Annotated in this window: 16 protein-coding genes; 10 read left to right on the top strand and 6 right to left on the bottom strand. The window is 42.3% G+C overall.

The genetic code is table 11. From position 1 onward, the window contains the following. Positions 1 to 32 precede the first annotated feature (32 nt). Positions 33 to 878, bottom strand: a complete 846-nt coding sequence (locus GKS34_RS14640) for a 1,4-dihydroxy-2-naphthoyl-CoA synthase (protein WP_262888582.1) — start codon at positions 876 to 878, stop codon at positions 33 to 35. A 106-nt stretch (positions 879 to 984) separates the two neighbouring features. Here GKS34_RS14640 and GKS34_RS14635 point away from each other — a divergent pair, with 106 nt between their 5' ends. The 4 genes from GKS34_RS14635 to GKS34_RS14625 all read left to right on the top strand — a co-directional run bounded on the left by GKS34_RS14635 (position 985) and on the right by GKS34_RS14625 (position 3,638). After that, a complete protein-coding gene (locus tag GKS34_RS14635) occupies positions 985 to 2,058 on the top strand; it encodes an AMP-binding protein (RefSeq protein WP_163385688.1) in 1,074 nt (357 codons plus the stop codon). A 29-nt stretch (positions 2,059 to 2,087) separates the two neighbouring features. Then, complete coding sequence (locus GKS34_RS14630) at positions 2,088 to 2,471, top strand: DUF2141 domain-containing protein (protein ID WP_163385686.1); 384 nt, start codon at positions 2,088 to 2,090, stop codon at positions 2,469 to 2,471. Between the two features lie 2 nt (positions 2,472 to 2,473). After that, a complete protein-coding gene (locus GKS34_RS23290) occupies positions 2,474 to 2,650 on the top strand; it encodes a hypothetical protein (protein ID WP_205602082.1) in 177 nt (58 codons plus the stop codon). Between the two features lie 148 nt (positions 2,651 to 2,798). Beyond that, on the top strand, positions 2,799 to 3,638 hold the full coding sequence (locus tag GKS34_RS14625) for a universal stress protein (RefSeq protein WP_163385684.1): 840 nt from the start codon (positions 2,799 to 2,801) through the stop codon (positions 3,636 to 3,638). A 58-nt stretch (positions 3,639 to 3,696) separates the two neighbouring features. Here the strand turns inward: GKS34_RS14625 and GKS34_RS14620 are convergent, their stop codons facing one another. Beyond that, positions 3,697 to 5,424: a phospho-sugar mutase gene (locus GKS34_RS14620; protein WP_163385683.1), complete on the bottom strand. Its 1,728-nt coding sequence runs from the start codon at positions 5,422 to 5,424 to the stop codon at positions 3,697 to 3,699. Between the two features lie 201 nt (positions 5,425 to 5,625). On the opposite strand from GKS34_RS14620, the gene GKS34_RS14615 reads away from it, so the two are divergent. Next, a complete protein-coding gene (locus GKS34_RS14615) occupies positions 5,626 to 6,048 on the top strand; it encodes a hypothetical protein (RefSeq protein ID WP_163385681.1) in 423 nt (140 codons plus the stop codon). Between the two features lie 161 nt (positions 6,049 to 6,209). Next, entirely contained in the window at positions 6,210 to 7,676 is a 1,467-nt protein-coding gene (locus tag GKS34_RS14610; RefSeq protein WP_240459310.1) for a glycoside hydrolase family 99-like domain-containing protein, read from the top strand. 51 nt (positions 7,677 to 7,727) lie between these two features. On the opposite strand, the gene trpS is transcribed toward GKS34_RS14610, so the two are convergent. Next, complete coding sequence (trpS, locus tag GKS34_RS14605; protein WP_163385676.1) at positions 7,728 to 8,702, bottom strand: tryptophan--tRNA ligase; 975 nt, start codon at positions 8,700 to 8,702, stop codon at positions 7,728 to 7,730. A gap of 70 nt (positions 8,703 to 8,772) precedes the next feature. Between trpS and GKS34_RS14600 the strand changes: the two genes are divergently transcribed. The 4 genes from GKS34_RS14600 to GKS34_RS14585 all read left to right on the top strand — a co-directional run bounded on the left by GKS34_RS14600 (position 8,773) and on the right by GKS34_RS14585 (position 13,011). Next, a complete protein-coding gene (locus GKS34_RS14600; protein WP_163385674.1) occupies positions 8,773 to 9,870 on the top strand; it encodes a DUF1573 domain-containing protein in 1,098 nt (365 codons plus the stop codon). Between the two features lie 183 nt (positions 9,871 to 10,053). Then, a complete protein-coding gene (locus GKS34_RS14595) occupies positions 10,054 to 11,025 on the top strand; it encodes a tryptophan 2,3-dioxygenase family protein (RefSeq protein WP_163385672.1) in 972 nt (323 codons plus the stop codon). A 3-nt stretch (positions 11,026 to 11,028) separates the two neighbouring features. Further along, the gene (locus GKS34_RS14590) at positions 11,029 to 12,615 is read left to right on the top strand and encodes an NAD(P)/FAD-dependent oxidoreductase (RefSeq protein ID WP_163385671.1); all 1,587 of its coding nucleotides are present in this window, start codon (positions 11,029 to 11,031) and stop codon (positions 12,613 to 12,615) included. A 21-nt stretch (positions 12,616 to 12,636) separates the two neighbouring features. After that, complete coding sequence (locus GKS34_RS14585) at positions 12,637 to 13,011, top strand: CoA-binding protein (RefSeq protein ID WP_163385669.1); 375 nt, start codon at positions 12,637 to 12,639, stop codon at positions 13,009 to 13,011. Here GKS34_RS14585 and GKS34_RS14580 read toward each other — a convergent pair. The 3 genes from GKS34_RS14580 to GKS34_RS14570 all read right to left on the bottom strand — a co-directional run bounded on the left by GKS34_RS14580 (position 13,008) and on the right by GKS34_RS14570 (position 15,868). Then, positions 13,008 to 13,880 (bottom strand): Brp/Blh family beta-carotene 15,15'-dioxygenase, encoded by an 873-nt coding sequence (locus GKS34_RS14580; protein WP_163385667.1) that lies wholly within the window; start codon positions 13,878 to 13,880, stop codon positions 13,008 to 13,010. The two genes, GKS34_RS14585 and GKS34_RS14580, sit on opposite strands and share 4 nt — an antisense overlap. Next, entirely contained in the window at positions 13,867 to 15,033 is a 1,167-nt protein-coding gene (locus tag GKS34_RS14575) for a lycopene cyclase family protein (RefSeq protein ID WP_163385665.1), read from the bottom strand. The genes GKS34_RS14580 and GKS34_RS14575 overlap by 14 nt, the downstream gene beginning before the upstream one ends. Positions 15,034 to 15,115: 82 nt before the next feature. Next, positions 15,116 to 15,868, bottom strand: coding sequence for a bacteriorhodopsin (locus GKS34_RS14570; protein WP_163385663.1), 753 nt, complete (start codon positions 15,866 to 15,868; stop codon positions 15,116 to 15,118). Positions 15,869 to 16,014 lie beyond the last annotated feature (146 nt).

Raw genomic sequence — 16,014 nt, 5'->3', positions numbered from 1 at the left:
TTTAAAGTAACTAGATCCTATTATAATGGGTATTAAGGGATCCATTTGATATGTTTGAAATTAGGTTTCCTCTTTTCAAGGAATGCGTCACGTCCCTCTTTGGCTTCCTCTGTCATATAGGCCAGACGGGTAGCCTCACCTGCAAAAACCTGTTGGCCCACCATCCCGTCGTCAGTAAGGTTGAAAGCAAATTTCAACATTTTGATAGAGGTAGGAGATTTTGCCAGAATTTCCTGAGCCCAATCATAGGCCGTATCTTCCAATGCCTCATGGGGAATGACCGCATTCACCATTCCCATCTCATAGGCTTCCTGAGCTGTGTAGCTTCTGCCCAAAAAGAAGATCTCCCTAGCTCTTTTTTGCCCCACCATTTTAGCCAGGTAGGCTGAGCCATAGCCTCCGTCAAAACTAGTCACGTCTGCGTCTGTTTGCTTAAAAAGGGCATGTTCTTTACTCGCCAGTGTAAGGTCACATATAACATGCAGGCTGTGACCTCCTCCCACCGCCCAGCCCGGCACCACCGCGATAACGACTTTTGGCATAAACCGGATTAATCGCTGCACTTCCAGAATATTCAGTCGATGCATGCCATCCTCGCCAACATAGCCCTGCTTTCCACGGGCCTTTTGATCCCCGCCACTACAGAAGGAATAAACCCCATCTTTGGGAGAAGGACCTTCTGCGGACAATAAAACCACTCCGATGCTGGTATCTTCCCGGGCATCGTGAAAAGCATCGTAAAGATCACTTGTTGTCTGCGGGCGAAAGGCATTTCGCACTTCTGGCCGGTTAAATGCAATTCTGGCTACTCCTTCACATTTCTTATACGTGATGTCCTTGTATTCCTTTACAGTGGTCCAATGAATCATTTTACAGATGTTTTTTGTCTGCAAGATAACAGCCAAATGTTACATTTCAGAAAGAATCCCAGGTAGATTCTCGACCATAGGTGGATTTTTTTAGTTATTTTACAAAAAAAGAGTGATGATAATTTTTGGAAACAGAAGCTATACTCCCGAGGAGATCAAGGCAGGTAAGAAGAGCAGGTTGGCACCTGAGTTTGATGCTGCTTTTGAATTTTGCAGGCAATGGCTGAATGGAACGCCTTTCTTTGATTTGCAGACTTCGGGATCTACAGGCATTCCCAAAACCGTACAAGTAACGCGCAAACAAATGCATGCTAGTGTTCATGCTACCGGGCGTTTTTTTGGCATAAAAAAGAGGAGCCGCATGCTTTGCTGCCTGGATACAGAGAAAATTGCAGGAAAAATGATGTTGGTTCGGGCGTTGGAGTGGCAAGGCGATTTAGTGGTCAATCTTCCAAAACAAAATCCACTTGAAAACTTACTGGACTACCATTTTGATTTTGCTGCCATGGTTCCCGTACAGGCAGAGGCCTGCTACGATGATGAGAATAGCCGAAATGCCTTAAACCAGATCAAAGTTTTGATAATCGGAGGAGCTCCGGTAAGTCCGGAACTTAGGGAAAAACTGAAGCGAGTAAAGGGAAAGGTCTACCAAACCTACGGAATGACCGAAACTGTTTCGCATATTGCGCTGGCGGATATTAAATCCGATGGACCACTGGTATACCAGGCCCTTCCTCTGGTAAAGTTAAAGGTGGATAAAGAAAATAAGCTTTGTATTCAATCCCCGATGAGTGGGGAGGGCTGGCTACTTACCAATGACGTGGTTGAAATGATATCCAACCGATCCTTTGTTTGGAAAGGGAGGGCTGATTTCGCGATCAACTCCGGAGGTATAAAAATGCATCCGGAATCGATTTTGGAGAAATTAAGTCCCCTGCTACAGGAGGTTTTTCCTGGTAGGAATTCTTTTCTTACAGGAATAGCCGACCCCAAACTAGGACAAGCACTTACCTTGGTCATCGAAAATGATGAGGATATAGAACGCGGAAACCACGTGTTGAAAGAGGCAAAGCGGCTGCTACCACGCTATCATGACCCTAAATCCATCTTATTTATACCGCGCTTTTCTTTCACTTCTACGGGAAAAATAGATCAATTACGTACCTTAGCATCATGGGAAAGGGGATGATTTGTTTGGTTTTTGTGATCGGGATTTTAATGAAAACTGACGGAAACAATACGGTGCTTAAAATTACGGTCCATATCCCTAATGAAACAGAAGGGTTGGTTCAATTATTGGTTTTCAACTCGCCGTCAGGATTTCCGGACCGGCCTGCAAAAGCAATTCGATCAAAGTCAGAGCGTATAAAATCTGGAAAGGCCGTTTTTCGAATTGCAGGGCTAAAGGAAGGGTTTTATGCCTTATCTGCGTTTCATGATGCCGATGAAGACGGCAGGATGCGAAAATCACTTTTTGGTATTCCCAAAGATGCCTATGGTTTTTCCAATGATGCCCGCGAAGCGTTTTCTGCACCGTCATTCAAAGACGCTTCTATTTACCTTCCCGCGACAGGTACCTTGGTTGAATTTTCACTTAAATAAATATGAATAAGTCTCTTCAAATTTTCGTTGCTTCTATAGGTCTTTTGGCAGCTTTAGCGTATATGCTTCATTTTTTCGGTGTTGTTCATCACCCATACATCCCTGCAATTAGTGGTGCCACCGTCATCGCAGCATATTTGTTCGGAGTGTACGCTAGAAAGCAGCAGGAAAAGAAGTAAAAAAAACAGGTTAGTGTCTGGTATTTGTTTTTGAAATCACCTTTTATGACGTTTGTCATAATCTTTATTGATCCAGGTAAGGAAAATTTCAAGTTTCATTTGCTACTTTTAAGTCATCAATCTATGCAAACCTTTCAAATAAACTGACATGAAAAAGCTATTGGTTCCCACGGATTTCTCGGCTTATGCGGATGCTGCCCTAGAATTTGCTACTCAGCTGGCCAAAAAGCACGAAGCGGAAATTTTACTCCTGAACGTAATTTTGACACCCGTAAACTGGATAAAATTGACCAAAGAGCAGGAAGCGCTCTACCCAGATACATTGGAAGTAATCCATAAGGCAAAGCAGGAGTTGAAGGTCAGAATGGCCAAAGTAGAAGAAGCTGGGGTACGGATTAGTAAATTGATCCATTTTAGTGATGGAAAGGAACGGCTTATCTCATTTCTATCATCTGAAAAAATAGACCTGGTGGTGATGGGTTCTCATGGAAAGTATGGTTTTAAAGCGCATGTACTAGGTTCAAACACCTACTCCTTGTTGAGAAAAGCTGGCATCCCTGTTTTTGTGATAAAACCTGCTAAGGATCCCTTTAGGTTCAAAAAGGTAGTATTAGCAACGGATTTTAAGGAAGCCTCAGGTAAAGCCTTCCAAACCCTAGGAGATACCATTCGTTTTATGGGAGCAACTCCCGAGGTACTATATGTAAATACACCCGCCAATTTCATGGAAGATGCTCAAATCAAGCAGTTAGGGGAAGATTTTTTGAAAAAATTCGCGTACTATTCGCATGACATTCATATCTACAGTGCTTACAATGTAGAGCGAGGAATCATACAGTTTGCACAGGCATCGGATGTGGATGCAGTGGCTGTGATTACGCATGGGAAAACCGACTTGCAACAATTGTTTTCACCCTCGGTAACTGAAAATTTGGTTACCTATTTGGATAAACCTGTACTCAGCTTAAACGTAACAGCATTGGAATAATGAAAAGAGCCCTGTAATTTTTTGGGGCTCTTTTCAAAAAGGCACTGAATCGACTCGATTAACCAAAAAACTGCTTCAGCGATTCTATTTTTTTGTCCAGGGAGGCTTCTGTTGCCCGGTAGGCTTCCCTATTCGGTAATTTTTCATTTACTGAAATATAATATTTAATTTTCGGTTCCGTGCCGGAAGGACGTGCGGAAATTTTGCTTCCGTCTTCCAGGAAAAATTGTATGACATTTGATTTTTCGAGTTCCAATGGAAGTTCCTTTCCCGCTTTCATGTCGTATATCTTGCTTTCCTGGACATCGATTATTTTAGCTACTTTAAGGCCATTAATGGAGGTAGGTTTGTTGGTTCTAAAACCTTTCATCAATTCCTGAATTTGCTCAGCGCCATCCTTTCCCTTTTTGGTAATGGAAATCAGAGATTCTTTGTAAAAACCATATTTCATGTAAATTTCAGCCAGAACATCGATTAAACTCATACCTTTTTTCCGGTAATAGGCCACAATCTCTGCGACCATTGCGCAGGCAGAGACACCATCTTTATCCCGGACAAAATCCCCAATCAGGAAACCATAACTCTCCTCGCCTCCGGCAATGAATTCTTTTTTCCCCTCATTGGCCAGAATAATGGCAGCGATATTTTTAAAACCAGTTAACACATCATAATAATCCACTCCAAAATCCCTGCTGATCACGCCCAGTAAATCCGTGGTGACAATGGTACTAACGGTAAATTGCTTACCGGTAAGCCGACCTTGTTCCCGATAAAGATTTAGGAGATAATAGATGATGACGGCACCCGTCTGGTTGCCATTCAATAGTTCAAAATCTCCTTTTTCATTGGGAATAACAGCGGCATACCGGTCTCCATCCGGGTCACAGGCCAGCACTAATTCGGCTTTCACCTCTTTTGCCAGTTTGATGGAAAGGTCCAGTGCTTCTGCTTCTTCCGGGTTGGGGTATTTTACAGTTGGAAAGGTACCATCCGGTTCAATTTGTTCTTTGACTAAATGTATATTTTCAAAGCCAAATATTTTCAGCGCTGCCGGGACCATCTTACCAGAGGCACCGTGGATCGGTGAAAAGACGATGGTCATGTCCTTTTCAACAATGTTATTTTGTGGGGATAGACTCAGTTTCTTTACCTCATTCAAGTAAACCAAATCAAAATCCTCTTCAATATACTCCCTAAGCTGGTCATTTTTATCCCAGTTGACATCGTCTATGGATTTGATTTTCAGGACTTCAGTAATGATGTTTTTATCATGGGGAGCCACCACTTGTCCACCATCATCCCAATAGACTTTGTATCCATTGTATTCTTTAGGATTATGGGAGGCGGTGACCATCACTCCGCTTTTACAGCCATAATAACGGATGGCAAATGAGAGCATGGGGGTGGGGCGCATATCCCGGAAATAACGGACACCAATTCCGTTTGCGGTGAGTACATTGGCGGTCGTTTCCGCAAACAGGGTATTGTTGATGCGTGAATCATGGGTAATGGCAACGCTGATATTTTCATTAGGAAAGTTTTTTTTGAGGTAATTGGCCAATCCCTGGGTAGCCATCCCAATGGTATACACATTTATCCGATTGGATCCAATGCCCATTATTCCCCTTAGTCCTCCGGTGCCGAATTCAAGATCCCGGTAAAATGAGTCTATCAACTCGGTAGGGTCATCAGAGTCTAGTAATGATTGTATTTCTGCTTTGCTCTGGGCATCCAGATTGCTATTTAGCCAGGATTGGGCCTTACTGATGATGGCTGCATCTGTCATGGGTAAAAAAAGTTTTTTGGTTTAAAATTGAATGCCAAAATATAAGCATTAATATGGATTTCCGCCTACTTTGATTCCTGAATTTTGAATGTAAGTCCCCATTGACAGGTGCGTTTCCAATTTTTAAAAGCCCTTGTTGGAATATGTTTCCATATTCTCTACCTTCATATTTTAAAACATGCAAAACAGCTTTTAGCCTTTATGGATTTTGATAAACTTGATAAAGAACTTTCTACAATTGTAGAGTTACGCATTCGTTTGAGTAGTATCACTTATGCAGATCCGGATTACGATGAAATCGAAGAAGAACTTCACGATCTGGAAGATACCCTTAACGAGCAATATGGTAACGAACTTGAAAGTAAATTAGAGGAGATCTACGCTACATTGGCTTCAGACAACGATGTGTTGCTGCCCTCGGCCTATCTGGCCAATAAATACATACCCATGCAGCCCGATGCCAGGGGAGTGGTAACCTACGATGTACAGGGGCCGGAAGGTGTGCCCATCGAATCCGAGCAGTTTGACGGACAAGATGTAAGAATCGCTCTGGTACCGAACCCAGTCCGGTTCGTGATGGTTATTAACGGACGTTCCCTTAAAGACCTTTGGAGGTCTAGATAGCGAAGGAATTAAAAGTACGCTATCCGTAGTTTTGTTGAGTATTGAATCAATAGCACATCTGTTTTCTTTAAATGGTTTCTACTGGTAGGGTTTTTATTCTATGGCTATTATTGATTCCGAGTTTATCCGGATGTTCGGGCTTTCTTACTAATCGGAAAGGTGTGGAAGCCTCAGTTGATGCGAAAGATGGTCTACTGGAAAATACTGGGAATATAAATTCAGATTCTTTTAATGTAGGTGTTTTTTTTATGCCTTCCTGGAATGTATCCGGTAATGAAAAGCAAGATATTGATAGTTTTTGGTCTTGTATAACGGGCAGGGAGAATTGTAGTTTTTTGGCTGACAAAAGTGCCTGGGGACCAAATGGAAGAATTTATAATTCCAGATTTCCCTACGAGGGGCCGTACCTGAATAAAAAACCCATAGAACCGTTGAAAGGGTTTTACAAGAGAGATGATCCAGAAGTTGCCAGGAAACAGTTGGATTACATGCATGATTACGGGATTGACTTTTTTGCCTATAATTGGTTTTTTGGCAGGCATTATTATTACCATAAAAATTTTGCTCCTCAGGCCAGGGTGTATTACCCCGAAAATTGGCCGACTGACATGTCAAGGGATGGCAGGGTAGCAGTGCCCGGTGTGGAAGAATGGGATGACCAACTGGAGGTTTTATTACAAGAGAATGCAAAAAGACCAAAAAGCAAGCAACTGAAATTTGCCTTAAATTGGTGTGACGACAGCGAGGACCGATGGATCCATTGGCTTCGCATGGCTTCTCCTCAAAACATCAATTCACGCACCAATTATCCGGGAGAAACACCTGATAAGGAACTCTACCTCAAGGTCCACGATAAAATCACCCTGTTATGGATAGATAAATATTTTCACAGGGATGATTATTTGAAAGATGAAACCGGAAGGCCAGTAGTCTACTTTTATTTTCCACATGACACGGAATCCAGGGCAAGTTATTACGGTATTGGATTGGATGCTCTACTCAAAAGGTCACAGGATTTGGTAAAAAAAGCGGGATTTCCCGGAGTGAAATTCATAGCAGTTACATCCGGAGCGATGACCTCTTCCCAACAAGCCTATGCCATGCCTACGTCCTGGAAGCCAATCGATCCAAAGCAACCCTGGCTGGGTGGTAAATATGCTAATCGCCTGCTTTTTCAGGATTATGTTCCGCGATTGAAAGCGCTGGGATTTGATGGTATGACGGCATATATTTATCATGATTTTTACGATCAGGATAATAAAAGTTATGCTGATATGCGGAAAACCTATCAGGGACACTGGGACAAATGGTCCAAGTATTTCAAAAATGACGACGAATTCGACTATCAGGTGCCCGTTGCGATGGGTTGGGACCGTCGGCCAGCAGGAGGGACCTGGCCACAGAAAAGCGGCTTTCCAAGTGAGCCATTAAAGGATAAGGTTATATCTGATAAATCTTCATTTAAGGTCAAACTTACAGCTGCGAGAAAGGTGTTGGTAGAAAATCAAAGAACTAACGGAAATACCCTGATGGTTTGTTGCTGGAATGAATACCTGGAGGGCAATCATATCGAACCGACGGTGGGGCATGGTTTTGATTACCTGGAGGTGATCCGCGAAATTTTTTAATTCACTTCAGGGGGGCTCTACCAAACCCAATAGTATCAATATTCTGAATGATTACTTGAATCCAAGATGATTCCTGATTTTATTCAATAATACAATGGCAGAAGAACGGGCTTTCTTTTCTCCTGCCTCCAGCTTGGATTCCAGCTCGTGATGGTGGCTCATGTAATAGTTGAAAACTTCTCTTTCTTTTTGGTATTTTTCCAGAATTAATTCCATGAGTTCTTTTTTTGCATGGCCATAACCAAAATTCCCTCCAAGATAGCTTTTTCTTAAATTTTCAATTTGGGATTTTTCAGCGATCAAGCTATACAATGCGAATACATTGCAGGTGTCCGGATTTTTTGGTTCTTCAAGCGGAGTACTATCTGTAACGATGGTGTTGATGTTTTTTTTCAGTAGTTTTTCAGGTAAAAAGATGTCAATGTAGTTATTATAGGATTTACTCATCTTTTGTCCATCCGTACCTGGTATTGTTTTCACTTCTTCTGAGATTTTTGCTTCGGGTATGGTTAAGAGGTCTTCCCCAATCCGGTGATTGAAGGTACTGGCAATATCTCTGGAAATTTCCAAATGTTGCAGTTGATCCTTTCCCACGGGCACCAAATCCGCCTCGTAGAGCAAAATATCTGCTGCCATCAGAACCGGGTAGGTAAACAATCCCGCATTTACGTCCGCCAGCCTGTCTGATTTGTCTTTGAAACTATGGGCATTTGCCAACATCGGAAAGGGAGTAAAGCAGCTCAGATACCAGGTGAGTTCGGTTACTTCCGGGATGCGGGATTGCCGGTAAAAGACCGTCTTTTCTATATCCAAACCGAATGCTAACCAGGCCGCAGCCACTGCATTTACATTTTCAATACGTTGTGCGGCATCTTTTATGGTGGTTAAAGAATGTAAATCCGCAATAAATATAAAAGATTCGTTATTATCTTTTCTGATGAGGTCTATAGCTGGCTGGATGGCGCCTAACACGTTGCCCAAATGAGGTTTGCCCGAACTCTGAATTCCTGTCAATACTCTTGCCATTGCTGTATTTTTGACGCAAATTAAGCAATTAAAGGAATAATTTGTGGTAAAATTGACGTTATTTGCAAGTATGAAGAGGACAATATTTTTATTGGGAGTGTGCGGTTTTTTGTTTTCTTGTTCTGAGGATGTTAATAGTCAGGACGTTGCAGGGACCGGCTTGGTTTGGGAGGAAAACCTACAAACGCTGGGTGCTGTCCTGGCCGAAAACGGTGAGGCGACTGCAGATTTTTATTTTGTAAATAAAACAGATTCGTCGGCATACATCAAATCGGTAGAAACGGATTGCGGCTGTACAGTGGCACAATATTCAAAAGATACGCTTGCTCCAGGTAAGGTAGGATTGGTAAAAATCAACTATGACCCGCAATCCCGCGGTGGATCCTTCTCAAAAATGATTTTGGTTCGAACCAATGTGGATCCGCAGGGGGATACCTTGTTTTTAGAAGGGGTGAATGTGCCTTATCCGCAAAACCCGGAAAACCACTATGGGGTTCGAAAAAATGGGCTTGGCTTCGTTTTTAAGGTAAATAATCTGGGGACATTATTTACCGATGAGCCTAAAACCAAATACCTGGATTTTTATAATTTCAATGATTTTCCCATTCAGTTAAATCAATTGCAGGAGCAACTTCCCGAATACATACAGGCACAAATGCTTCCAAGTGTGGTTCAGGGTAATTCCAGGGCGGTGCTGGCCATTACTTTTGATGCGGCTAAAAAGGATGAATTGGGCTTTTTGGAGGAAGAAATTCAGCTGGCTATCCTTTCAGCCGAACGCTTCGAACTTCCCATTAAGCTAATGGCTACGGTTCACGAGCACTTCGATCCGGTGCCAGTGGACCAGGTAGATCTGGTACCCAAATTAGACATCAGCGAAAGGGAGGTAGACTTGGGAAATATCAGTTCCAGGAATACCGTTTCCAGAACCATTTCCCTTCAGAATACAGGTTCCCAGCCTTTGAATCTTAGAAAGGTGGTTTCCAATTGCGATTGCCTAAGCTTTGAAATCCCCTCCTACGATTTGAAAGCCGGGGATGAAATGGAGTTGGAATTCACTTTTGATCCGAAGGGAAGAAGAGGAATCGATCATAAGACGCTGACCTTTTTCACCAATGACCCGCTGAACCCTACACAAACCATTGTAATAAAAAGCCGGATAGATTAAAATCCGGAGCGCATTGCCGGCATTAGAAAGGAGTCAGTTGGCTTGGGTTAGGGAAGCCCCTGGCTAATTTTGTCGTCGGATTTGTTATTTTGCGGATAATAGCGGAATTTTGACTCCCTGGAACCAAATCTTTTTTGGTTTCCTGCCGAGAATAAACAAAGGAAGCGATACCGTCATACGTGCATGGAAAAGGAGTATCCCAAAAAAGAAATCATAGAAAAGATTAAACTGCTGGAAGAGAAATTTCGATCATCTGGTCAGGATTTATCCTCCTACCTGGAGGGTTTGCTTCACGCGGACTACCTAAACTACTGGGACTATATCAATCTGGATACATTACTCACCTTACAGCAGCCCCGGACCTCTTTCAGGGATGAAAAGATCTTCATTGTTTACCATCAGATCACGGAGTTGTACTTCAATCTCATTCTTTGGGAATTGGAACAAATGGCAGCAGAAAAAGAAATAAGTCTCTCTTTTTTCAAGGACAGGTTGAAGCGTGTAATCATGTATTTTGATCTGTTGATATCATCTTTTGCAGTTATGTGGAAGGGAATGGAGCGCGAGCAATTTATGAAATTTCGCATGTCACTGTTGCCGGCCAGCGGATTTCAAAGTGCCCAATATCGGATGATAGAGATTATGTGTACCGACATCCAGAATTTAGTGTACCTGGAGGCGAGGGAGGATTACAAGGACATAAACCTGACCAGTATTGATTCGCTTTTCGATATTTTGTATTGGCAATACGGTGCCAAGGAACTGGCTACAGGAGAAAAAACACTGACGCTCAAATCTTTTGAACAAAAATACGGTCCCACACTCAAAGAGCTTATTGGCAAATTCAGAAAAAATAACCTCTGGAAAAAATACCTCTACCTATCTGATAAGGATGAAGCCCTCACCGATCTGATGCGGGAACTAGATGAAAAAGCGAACGTTTATTGGCCTTTGGCTCATTATAAATCAGCCGTTAAATACCTCCAAAAGGATCCCACGGATATAGCGGCCACCGGAGGGACCAATTGGCAAAAATTTCTCCCACCGAGATTTCAAAAGGTGATTTTTTATCCCGAACTATGGACAGATTCAGAGTTGGAAAACTGGGGGAAAAAATGGGTGGAAAAAGAGTTGTTGGGAGGAGTTTCCAGCTAAGCAATGAGAAAGGAACTAAAGCTGGTACTCAGTCCGGAAGAAGCCTATCAGGATTCGGTTTTTCGTCAGGTAGTAGTAAAAGAATCCGGTTTTACTGATACAGAAGCCCTTATCATACGCCCGCTCCGAAGGTCCATCGATGCCAGAAGCCGAAAGGTGAAAGTCAATGTGACGGTGGAAGTCTTTTCAGGGGAAAAGCCCCCACCTGTGATACAGGCAGGAAAAACGTATCCCAATGTGCGTAACGCCGAACCGATAGTGATCGTTGGCGCAGGTCCCGCTGGCTTATTTGCAGCTCTTAGAGCGATAGAGTTAGGCGTGAAGCCCATTGTGCTGGAAAGGGGAAAAGATGTGCGATCCCGGAGAAGGGACCTTGCTGCCCTGAACAAACTTCATTTGGTGGATCCCGATTCCAATTATTGTTTTGGAGAAGGAGGTGCGGGGACTTATTCAGATGGTAAGCTATACACCCGCTCTAAAAAGAGGGGAGATATCCGCAGGATCATGGAGATCCTCGTTTCCCATGGCGCCAAAGAGGATATTCTCGTAGACGCCCATCCCCATATTGGAACGAATAAATTGCCCGCCTTGGTGGTAAATCTTCGCCATAGTATCCTTAACGCAGGAGGGGAAATTCATTTTGAAACCAAAGTAACAGATTTGATTCTGGAAAAAAATAGCATCCGGGGAGTAATTACCGATGGCGGAGAAAAGGTATTGGGAATGGGAGTAATTCTAGCCACAGGGCATTCCGCCCGAGACATTTTTCACCTTTTAACAAAGCGGGATGTATTTATTGAAGCAAAGCCTTTTGCTTTGGGTGTAAGGGTGGAGCACGATCAAAATCTGATCGACAAAATTCAATATCATTGCCAGGTCAATAGGGGGAGCTTTTTACCCCCCGCGTCCTATAGCCTGGTCCAACAAACGGTTTTGGCTGGAAAGCAGCGCGGTGTTTTTTCATTCTGCATGTGTCCCGGAGGATTTATTGTGCCTGCCGCTACCTCTCCCGGTGAGATAGTGGTAAATGGAATGAGTCCCAGCCGAAGAGATGGGAAATTTGCTAATTCCGGCATGGTGGTAGCAGTAGAACTGGAGGACCTGGGAGGGTATCATCAGCACGGACCTTTGGCTGCAATGATTTTTCAACAAGAAGTAGAGCAGGCAGCCTGGATAGCTGCAGGGAAAACGCAGGCGGCTCCCGCCCAGCGAATGGTGGACTTTGTAAGCAGAAAGGAAAGTAAGCAACTCTTACCCACGTCCTACCAACCTGGTCTACAAAGTACAGATATGCATGCCATTCTACCGGATTTTATAAGTAAAAGACTGGCGATGGCATTACCATTGATGGATCAGCGCATGAAAGGGTATTTTACCAATGAGGCCCAGCTGATCGGTGTTGAAAGCAGAACCTCTTCTCCCGTCAGGATTCCGCGTGACAAGCACCTTTTAGAGCATCCCCAAATTCGCCGTCTTTATCCCTGTGGTGAAGGGGCTGGCTATGCAGGAGGGATCGTGTCTGCAGCCATGGATGGAGAACGATGTGCTGAAATGCTAGTGGCCAAATACCATCGTTCCAGGTTGGCCTGAATGTTGGGGTAATTTTGAAGTATGAAAAAAAATAAAAAGACAGTTATCCTTGGCGCCAGCCCAAATACCTCCCGGTATGCTTATGCAGCGGCCAGAATGCTAAAGGAAAATGATATTCCCTTTGTACCCGTGGGTATCAAAAAAGGACAGGTATTGGGCGAAGAAATTCTAAATATTCGGGAAAAACCTCCAATAGAGGATGTTCATACACTGACCTTGTATATCGGGCCTCCTAATCAAAAGGAATGGTACGACTACATGATTTCCCTCCAACCGAAAAGAATAATTTTTAATCCAGGGACGGAAAATCCAGAGTTATTTACCCTGGCGAAAAGCCATGGTATTGAGGTGTTAACCGCATGTAATTTGGTTATGTTGAGCACGGACCAGTTTTAATCCTTACTGGATTCAAGGAATCGATTCATATACCATACATGCGGTGCGGAGATCAGGGAGATTAATACAAAAAACAAAAAAATGATATCCTCTACTTCACTGCTTTGATACGCGAAGTAGATTATCAACCCGATACCTGCCAGACTCAGTGTTGTAAACGGGATCATCCTGGTGATAAAGCTTATTAGTTTGTTATTTCTAAAATTCAATTTCAAAGATCGGAATTCTTCGCTCATACTCGGGAGGGCGTGCCAAAACCCAAAGTAAATTATAAAACCCATCAGAAGCGGCAATTGATAGAGTAAAAGACCCAAAGCAATCATTTCTACCAGGAGAAATAGCGATTTCCCAGACTTATTTCGGAAAACCAAGTAGTTACTGACAAGAAAACTCCCTGAGATAATATACCATCCAAAGGAATCAAATGCCGCTATCGTTACAATTCCTCCAAGAATATTGCTGGTATCATCAAAGCTTCCCCAAAAGATCACGCATAAGTAAAAGAAACCGGTAAAAAAATACGTTGCTTTTTTCTGATACGTCAAGGGTATTTGTATAAAATGGCTTTGCCCAAAATGATAGGCAGACATGGCGAGAAAACCAATAAGTGCCGGTACGGGCAAAAAAATCCAAACCAATAAATAAACGAAAATAATGGAAAGGTATTTAAGGATGAATTTTACAAGCTTTTCCGTATTTATCTTAGGATTGACAAGTAAATGATCCAAAGATCCATGCGGGATACCCACAGACACTAATACCAGGCCGATAAGAATCCACTCGAAAGTCTCGTTTCCTTGAAGGAATATCAAGTACATCAGAGAGATAAAAATCCCCAGGACCTTACCAATGTTTTCAATGTTTCTCAAAGTGAAGCAGGGATTTAATGAAAATAGAAAATTTTAACCGGGAAAGAAGCTTAAGTTCATTAAAGAAGCTCGTTTCCTCATTTAGAAAACGCAATATCTCCGGGCCTGAATTGTTTTCAAAAAGGTTGAAAAAGACCTGAGGTAGTTCGTTTGGCCATTTTTTTGCAATGTTAAGAATGATATTGTCATAAAAAGAAAACCTTTTTTTTCTTTTAAAAGCCAAGTTTGTGGGAATGGATTTACTTTCAAGTTCTCGTACAATGGAAGCGCAGTGTTTTTGTATGGTATGAAAGGTGTAACCGGTACTCGGTTTACTGCACCCTGCCACCGTTCCCAAATGAGTGATGTTGGGGTTGTTGGTAGTGTTGAAGGAATAGGTAGTCATGGGAATACTTCCGACTTCTTTGAAGGAAATTTCGACCTTATCTTGACTTAAATTTTGAGAAATATAGGCGTGTAATGCTAATTCCATTTTTTCAGCATCTAAATTCTCCGTGGTAAACACCGTGTATTCTATCAATGCTTCTGTCTGGGAAAAGGGTAGCAAATAGAAAAAATCCATTTTATGATTTGAACCGGGTAAAAAATTCATCATCATTGCGGAATCTATTTCGAAGCAGGGTTGCTGGGTTCTTACTTTCCAGCCTACGAAAATCTGCTTGAGTATATTATGGCCTTCATACAGTAAGGGATCATCAGGGATGCTGTTAAATATTTTTTTCCCCAGGTAGATTCCACTAGATGATGTTGTTACAGAAACACTTTCGCTACTATTTTCTTGGATGGAAGAGATATTATCCATCACAAAATGAACATTGGGAAATAAACTGATTCGCTGCTTGATTTCCGAATAAAACTCAGACGATTTGATGTGATAATATTTCAACTCATCGAGTTGTTTTTTCACTTCTTTTTTTCCGATTCGGATGCTAATGTTTTGCCAGGAAACAATCGGGGAATTTTTTGGATGGATGGAAAGTGGTTTTTCTGCCCAATAGCACCAGGTGCGATCGTTAGTATTTTTATCGGAACTGTCAATCACGAGAATCTGGCTATTTTTTAACCGGCTGTCAAGTAGATGGTAAACGATACTCATTCCTGCACAGCCAAATCCTGTAATAATAAAATCGTAGGTCAAATTGGGAATGCTCATGGTTAAGGGGCTTAGGGTAGCTCATACCAAGCTTGGGAAAGCAATAAACTACCCCAAATGATTGGGGTAGTTTGCATGACTTTTAGGCAGCTACTACTTTCCTGTGTTTTGCAGATTCAGCGATGGCTACAGAATAGATTACTAGTCCGAACCCAATTTTGTTGATGGCATCCGCCAAGTTGTAAAACAAATCAATGCTACTTACTTCAAAAGCTCCTGATAATAAATTTCCTGGAAGTACCATGTATCCAATTGGATATATAGACCATCCCAAGGTGATGAATATTTTGAGAAGAAACATTGCCTTACCCAAGGCGGGGCTTTGAGAGGTTTTGGCCAATTTAGCCACGTCACCCGCAAATACTTCATAGACGATATACAAATATCCCAGCGTGGAAAGTATTCCCCACATAATATTATTCTCGATTCCTGAAGTCTCCCCTATGAACCCGGTTATCAACATAACCAAAGATGCGAGGATTAACTTAAACAACGTTCCTCCTTTAGCGCCGAAGGGCTTGGTGAGTAAATAAAACTCCACGCACATCAGCGGGACGGTCAAGGTCCAATCGACATAGCGGAATGCCGTGGGACTCTGACCCGTTTCCAGGTAAAAGTCCCTCATGTAATAATAATGGACTGCAGCAATACCAGTAATCAGTGCAGATACTAAAAGAGATGTTTTCCATTTTCCATCTACAGACCCTCTTTCGACAAGGAAAAAGACAGCAGAAGCAAACATGGCCATGTAACCAATAAAGAATGTGATGGCTACCGGGTCGCTGTTAATGATCTTGTCCAGACCGACCAAATCAGCAGTTAATACAGTGTTCATAATTTTTTTTTAAAGTGAGTATTGATTTAAATAAATCCAACAAAATTCTACGATGGTTAACTTTAGCAAAATAAAATTTGTTTAAATTTTAAATTAAATAGATAAACAAGTGTATGTAAAATACTGAAAAATAGCTGTGAACCGCC

It is taken from the genome of Cyclobacterium jeungdonense, assembly GCF_010994275.1.
Lineage (GTDB): Bacteria > Bacteroidota > Bacteroidia > Cytophagales > Cyclobacteriaceae > Cyclobacterium > Cyclobacterium jeungdonense.
Note: the sequence above shows the minus strand (reverse complement) of the source record. Positions and strands in the feature narration are given on the sequence as shown.

Bases quoted from the DNA above. Each gene is read 5' to 3' on its own strand.
- GKS34_RS14635 (WP_163385688.1), top strand. From the start codon at position 985: ATGATAATTTTTGGAAACAGAAGCTATACTCCCGAGGAGATCAAGGCA.
- GKS34_RS14630 (WP_163385686.1), top strand. From the start codon at position 2,088: ATGAAAACTGACGGAAACAATACGGTGCTTAAAATTACGGTCCATATC.
- GKS34_RS23290 (WP_205602082.1), top strand. From the start codon at position 2,474: ATGAATAAGTCTCTTCAAATTTTCGTTGCTTCTATAGGTCTTTTGGCA.
- GKS34_RS14625 (WP_163385684.1), top strand. From the start codon at position 2,799: ATGAAAAAGCTATTGGTTCCCACGGATTTCTCGGCTTATGCGGATGCT.
- GKS34_RS14620 (WP_163385683.1), bottom strand. From the start codon at position 5,424: ATGACAGATGCAGCCATCATCAGTAAGGCCCAATCCTGGCTAAATAGC.
- GKS34_RS14615 (WP_163385681.1), top strand. From the start codon at position 5,626: ATGGATTTTGATAAACTTGATAAAGAACTTTCTACAATTGTAGAGTTA.
- trpS (WP_163385676.1), bottom strand. From the start codon at position 8,702: ATGGCAAGAGTATTGACAGGAATTCAGAGTTCGGGCAAACCTCATTTG.
- GKS34_RS14600 (WP_163385674.1), top strand. From the start codon at position 8,773: ATGAAGAGGACAATATTTTTATTGGGAGTGTGCGGTTTTTTGTTTTCT.
- GKS34_RS14595 (WP_163385672.1), top strand. From the start codon at position 10,054: ATGGAAAAGGAGTATCCCAAAAAAGAAATCATAGAAAAGATTAAACTG.
- GKS34_RS14590 (WP_163385671.1), top strand. From the start codon at position 11,029: ATGAGAAAGGAACTAAAGCTGGTACTCAGTCCGGAAGAAGCCTATCAG.
- GKS34_RS14585 (WP_163385669.1), top strand. From the start codon at position 12,637: ATGAAAAAAAATAAAAAGACAGTTATCCTTGGCGCCAGCCCAAATACC.
- GKS34_RS14575 (WP_163385665.1), bottom strand. From the start codon at position 15,033: ATGAGCATTCCCAATTTGACCTACGATTTTATTATTACAGGATTTGGC.
- GKS34_RS14570 (WP_163385663.1), bottom strand. From the start codon at position 15,868: ATGAACACTGTATTAACTGCTGATTTGGTCGGTCTGGACAAGATCATT.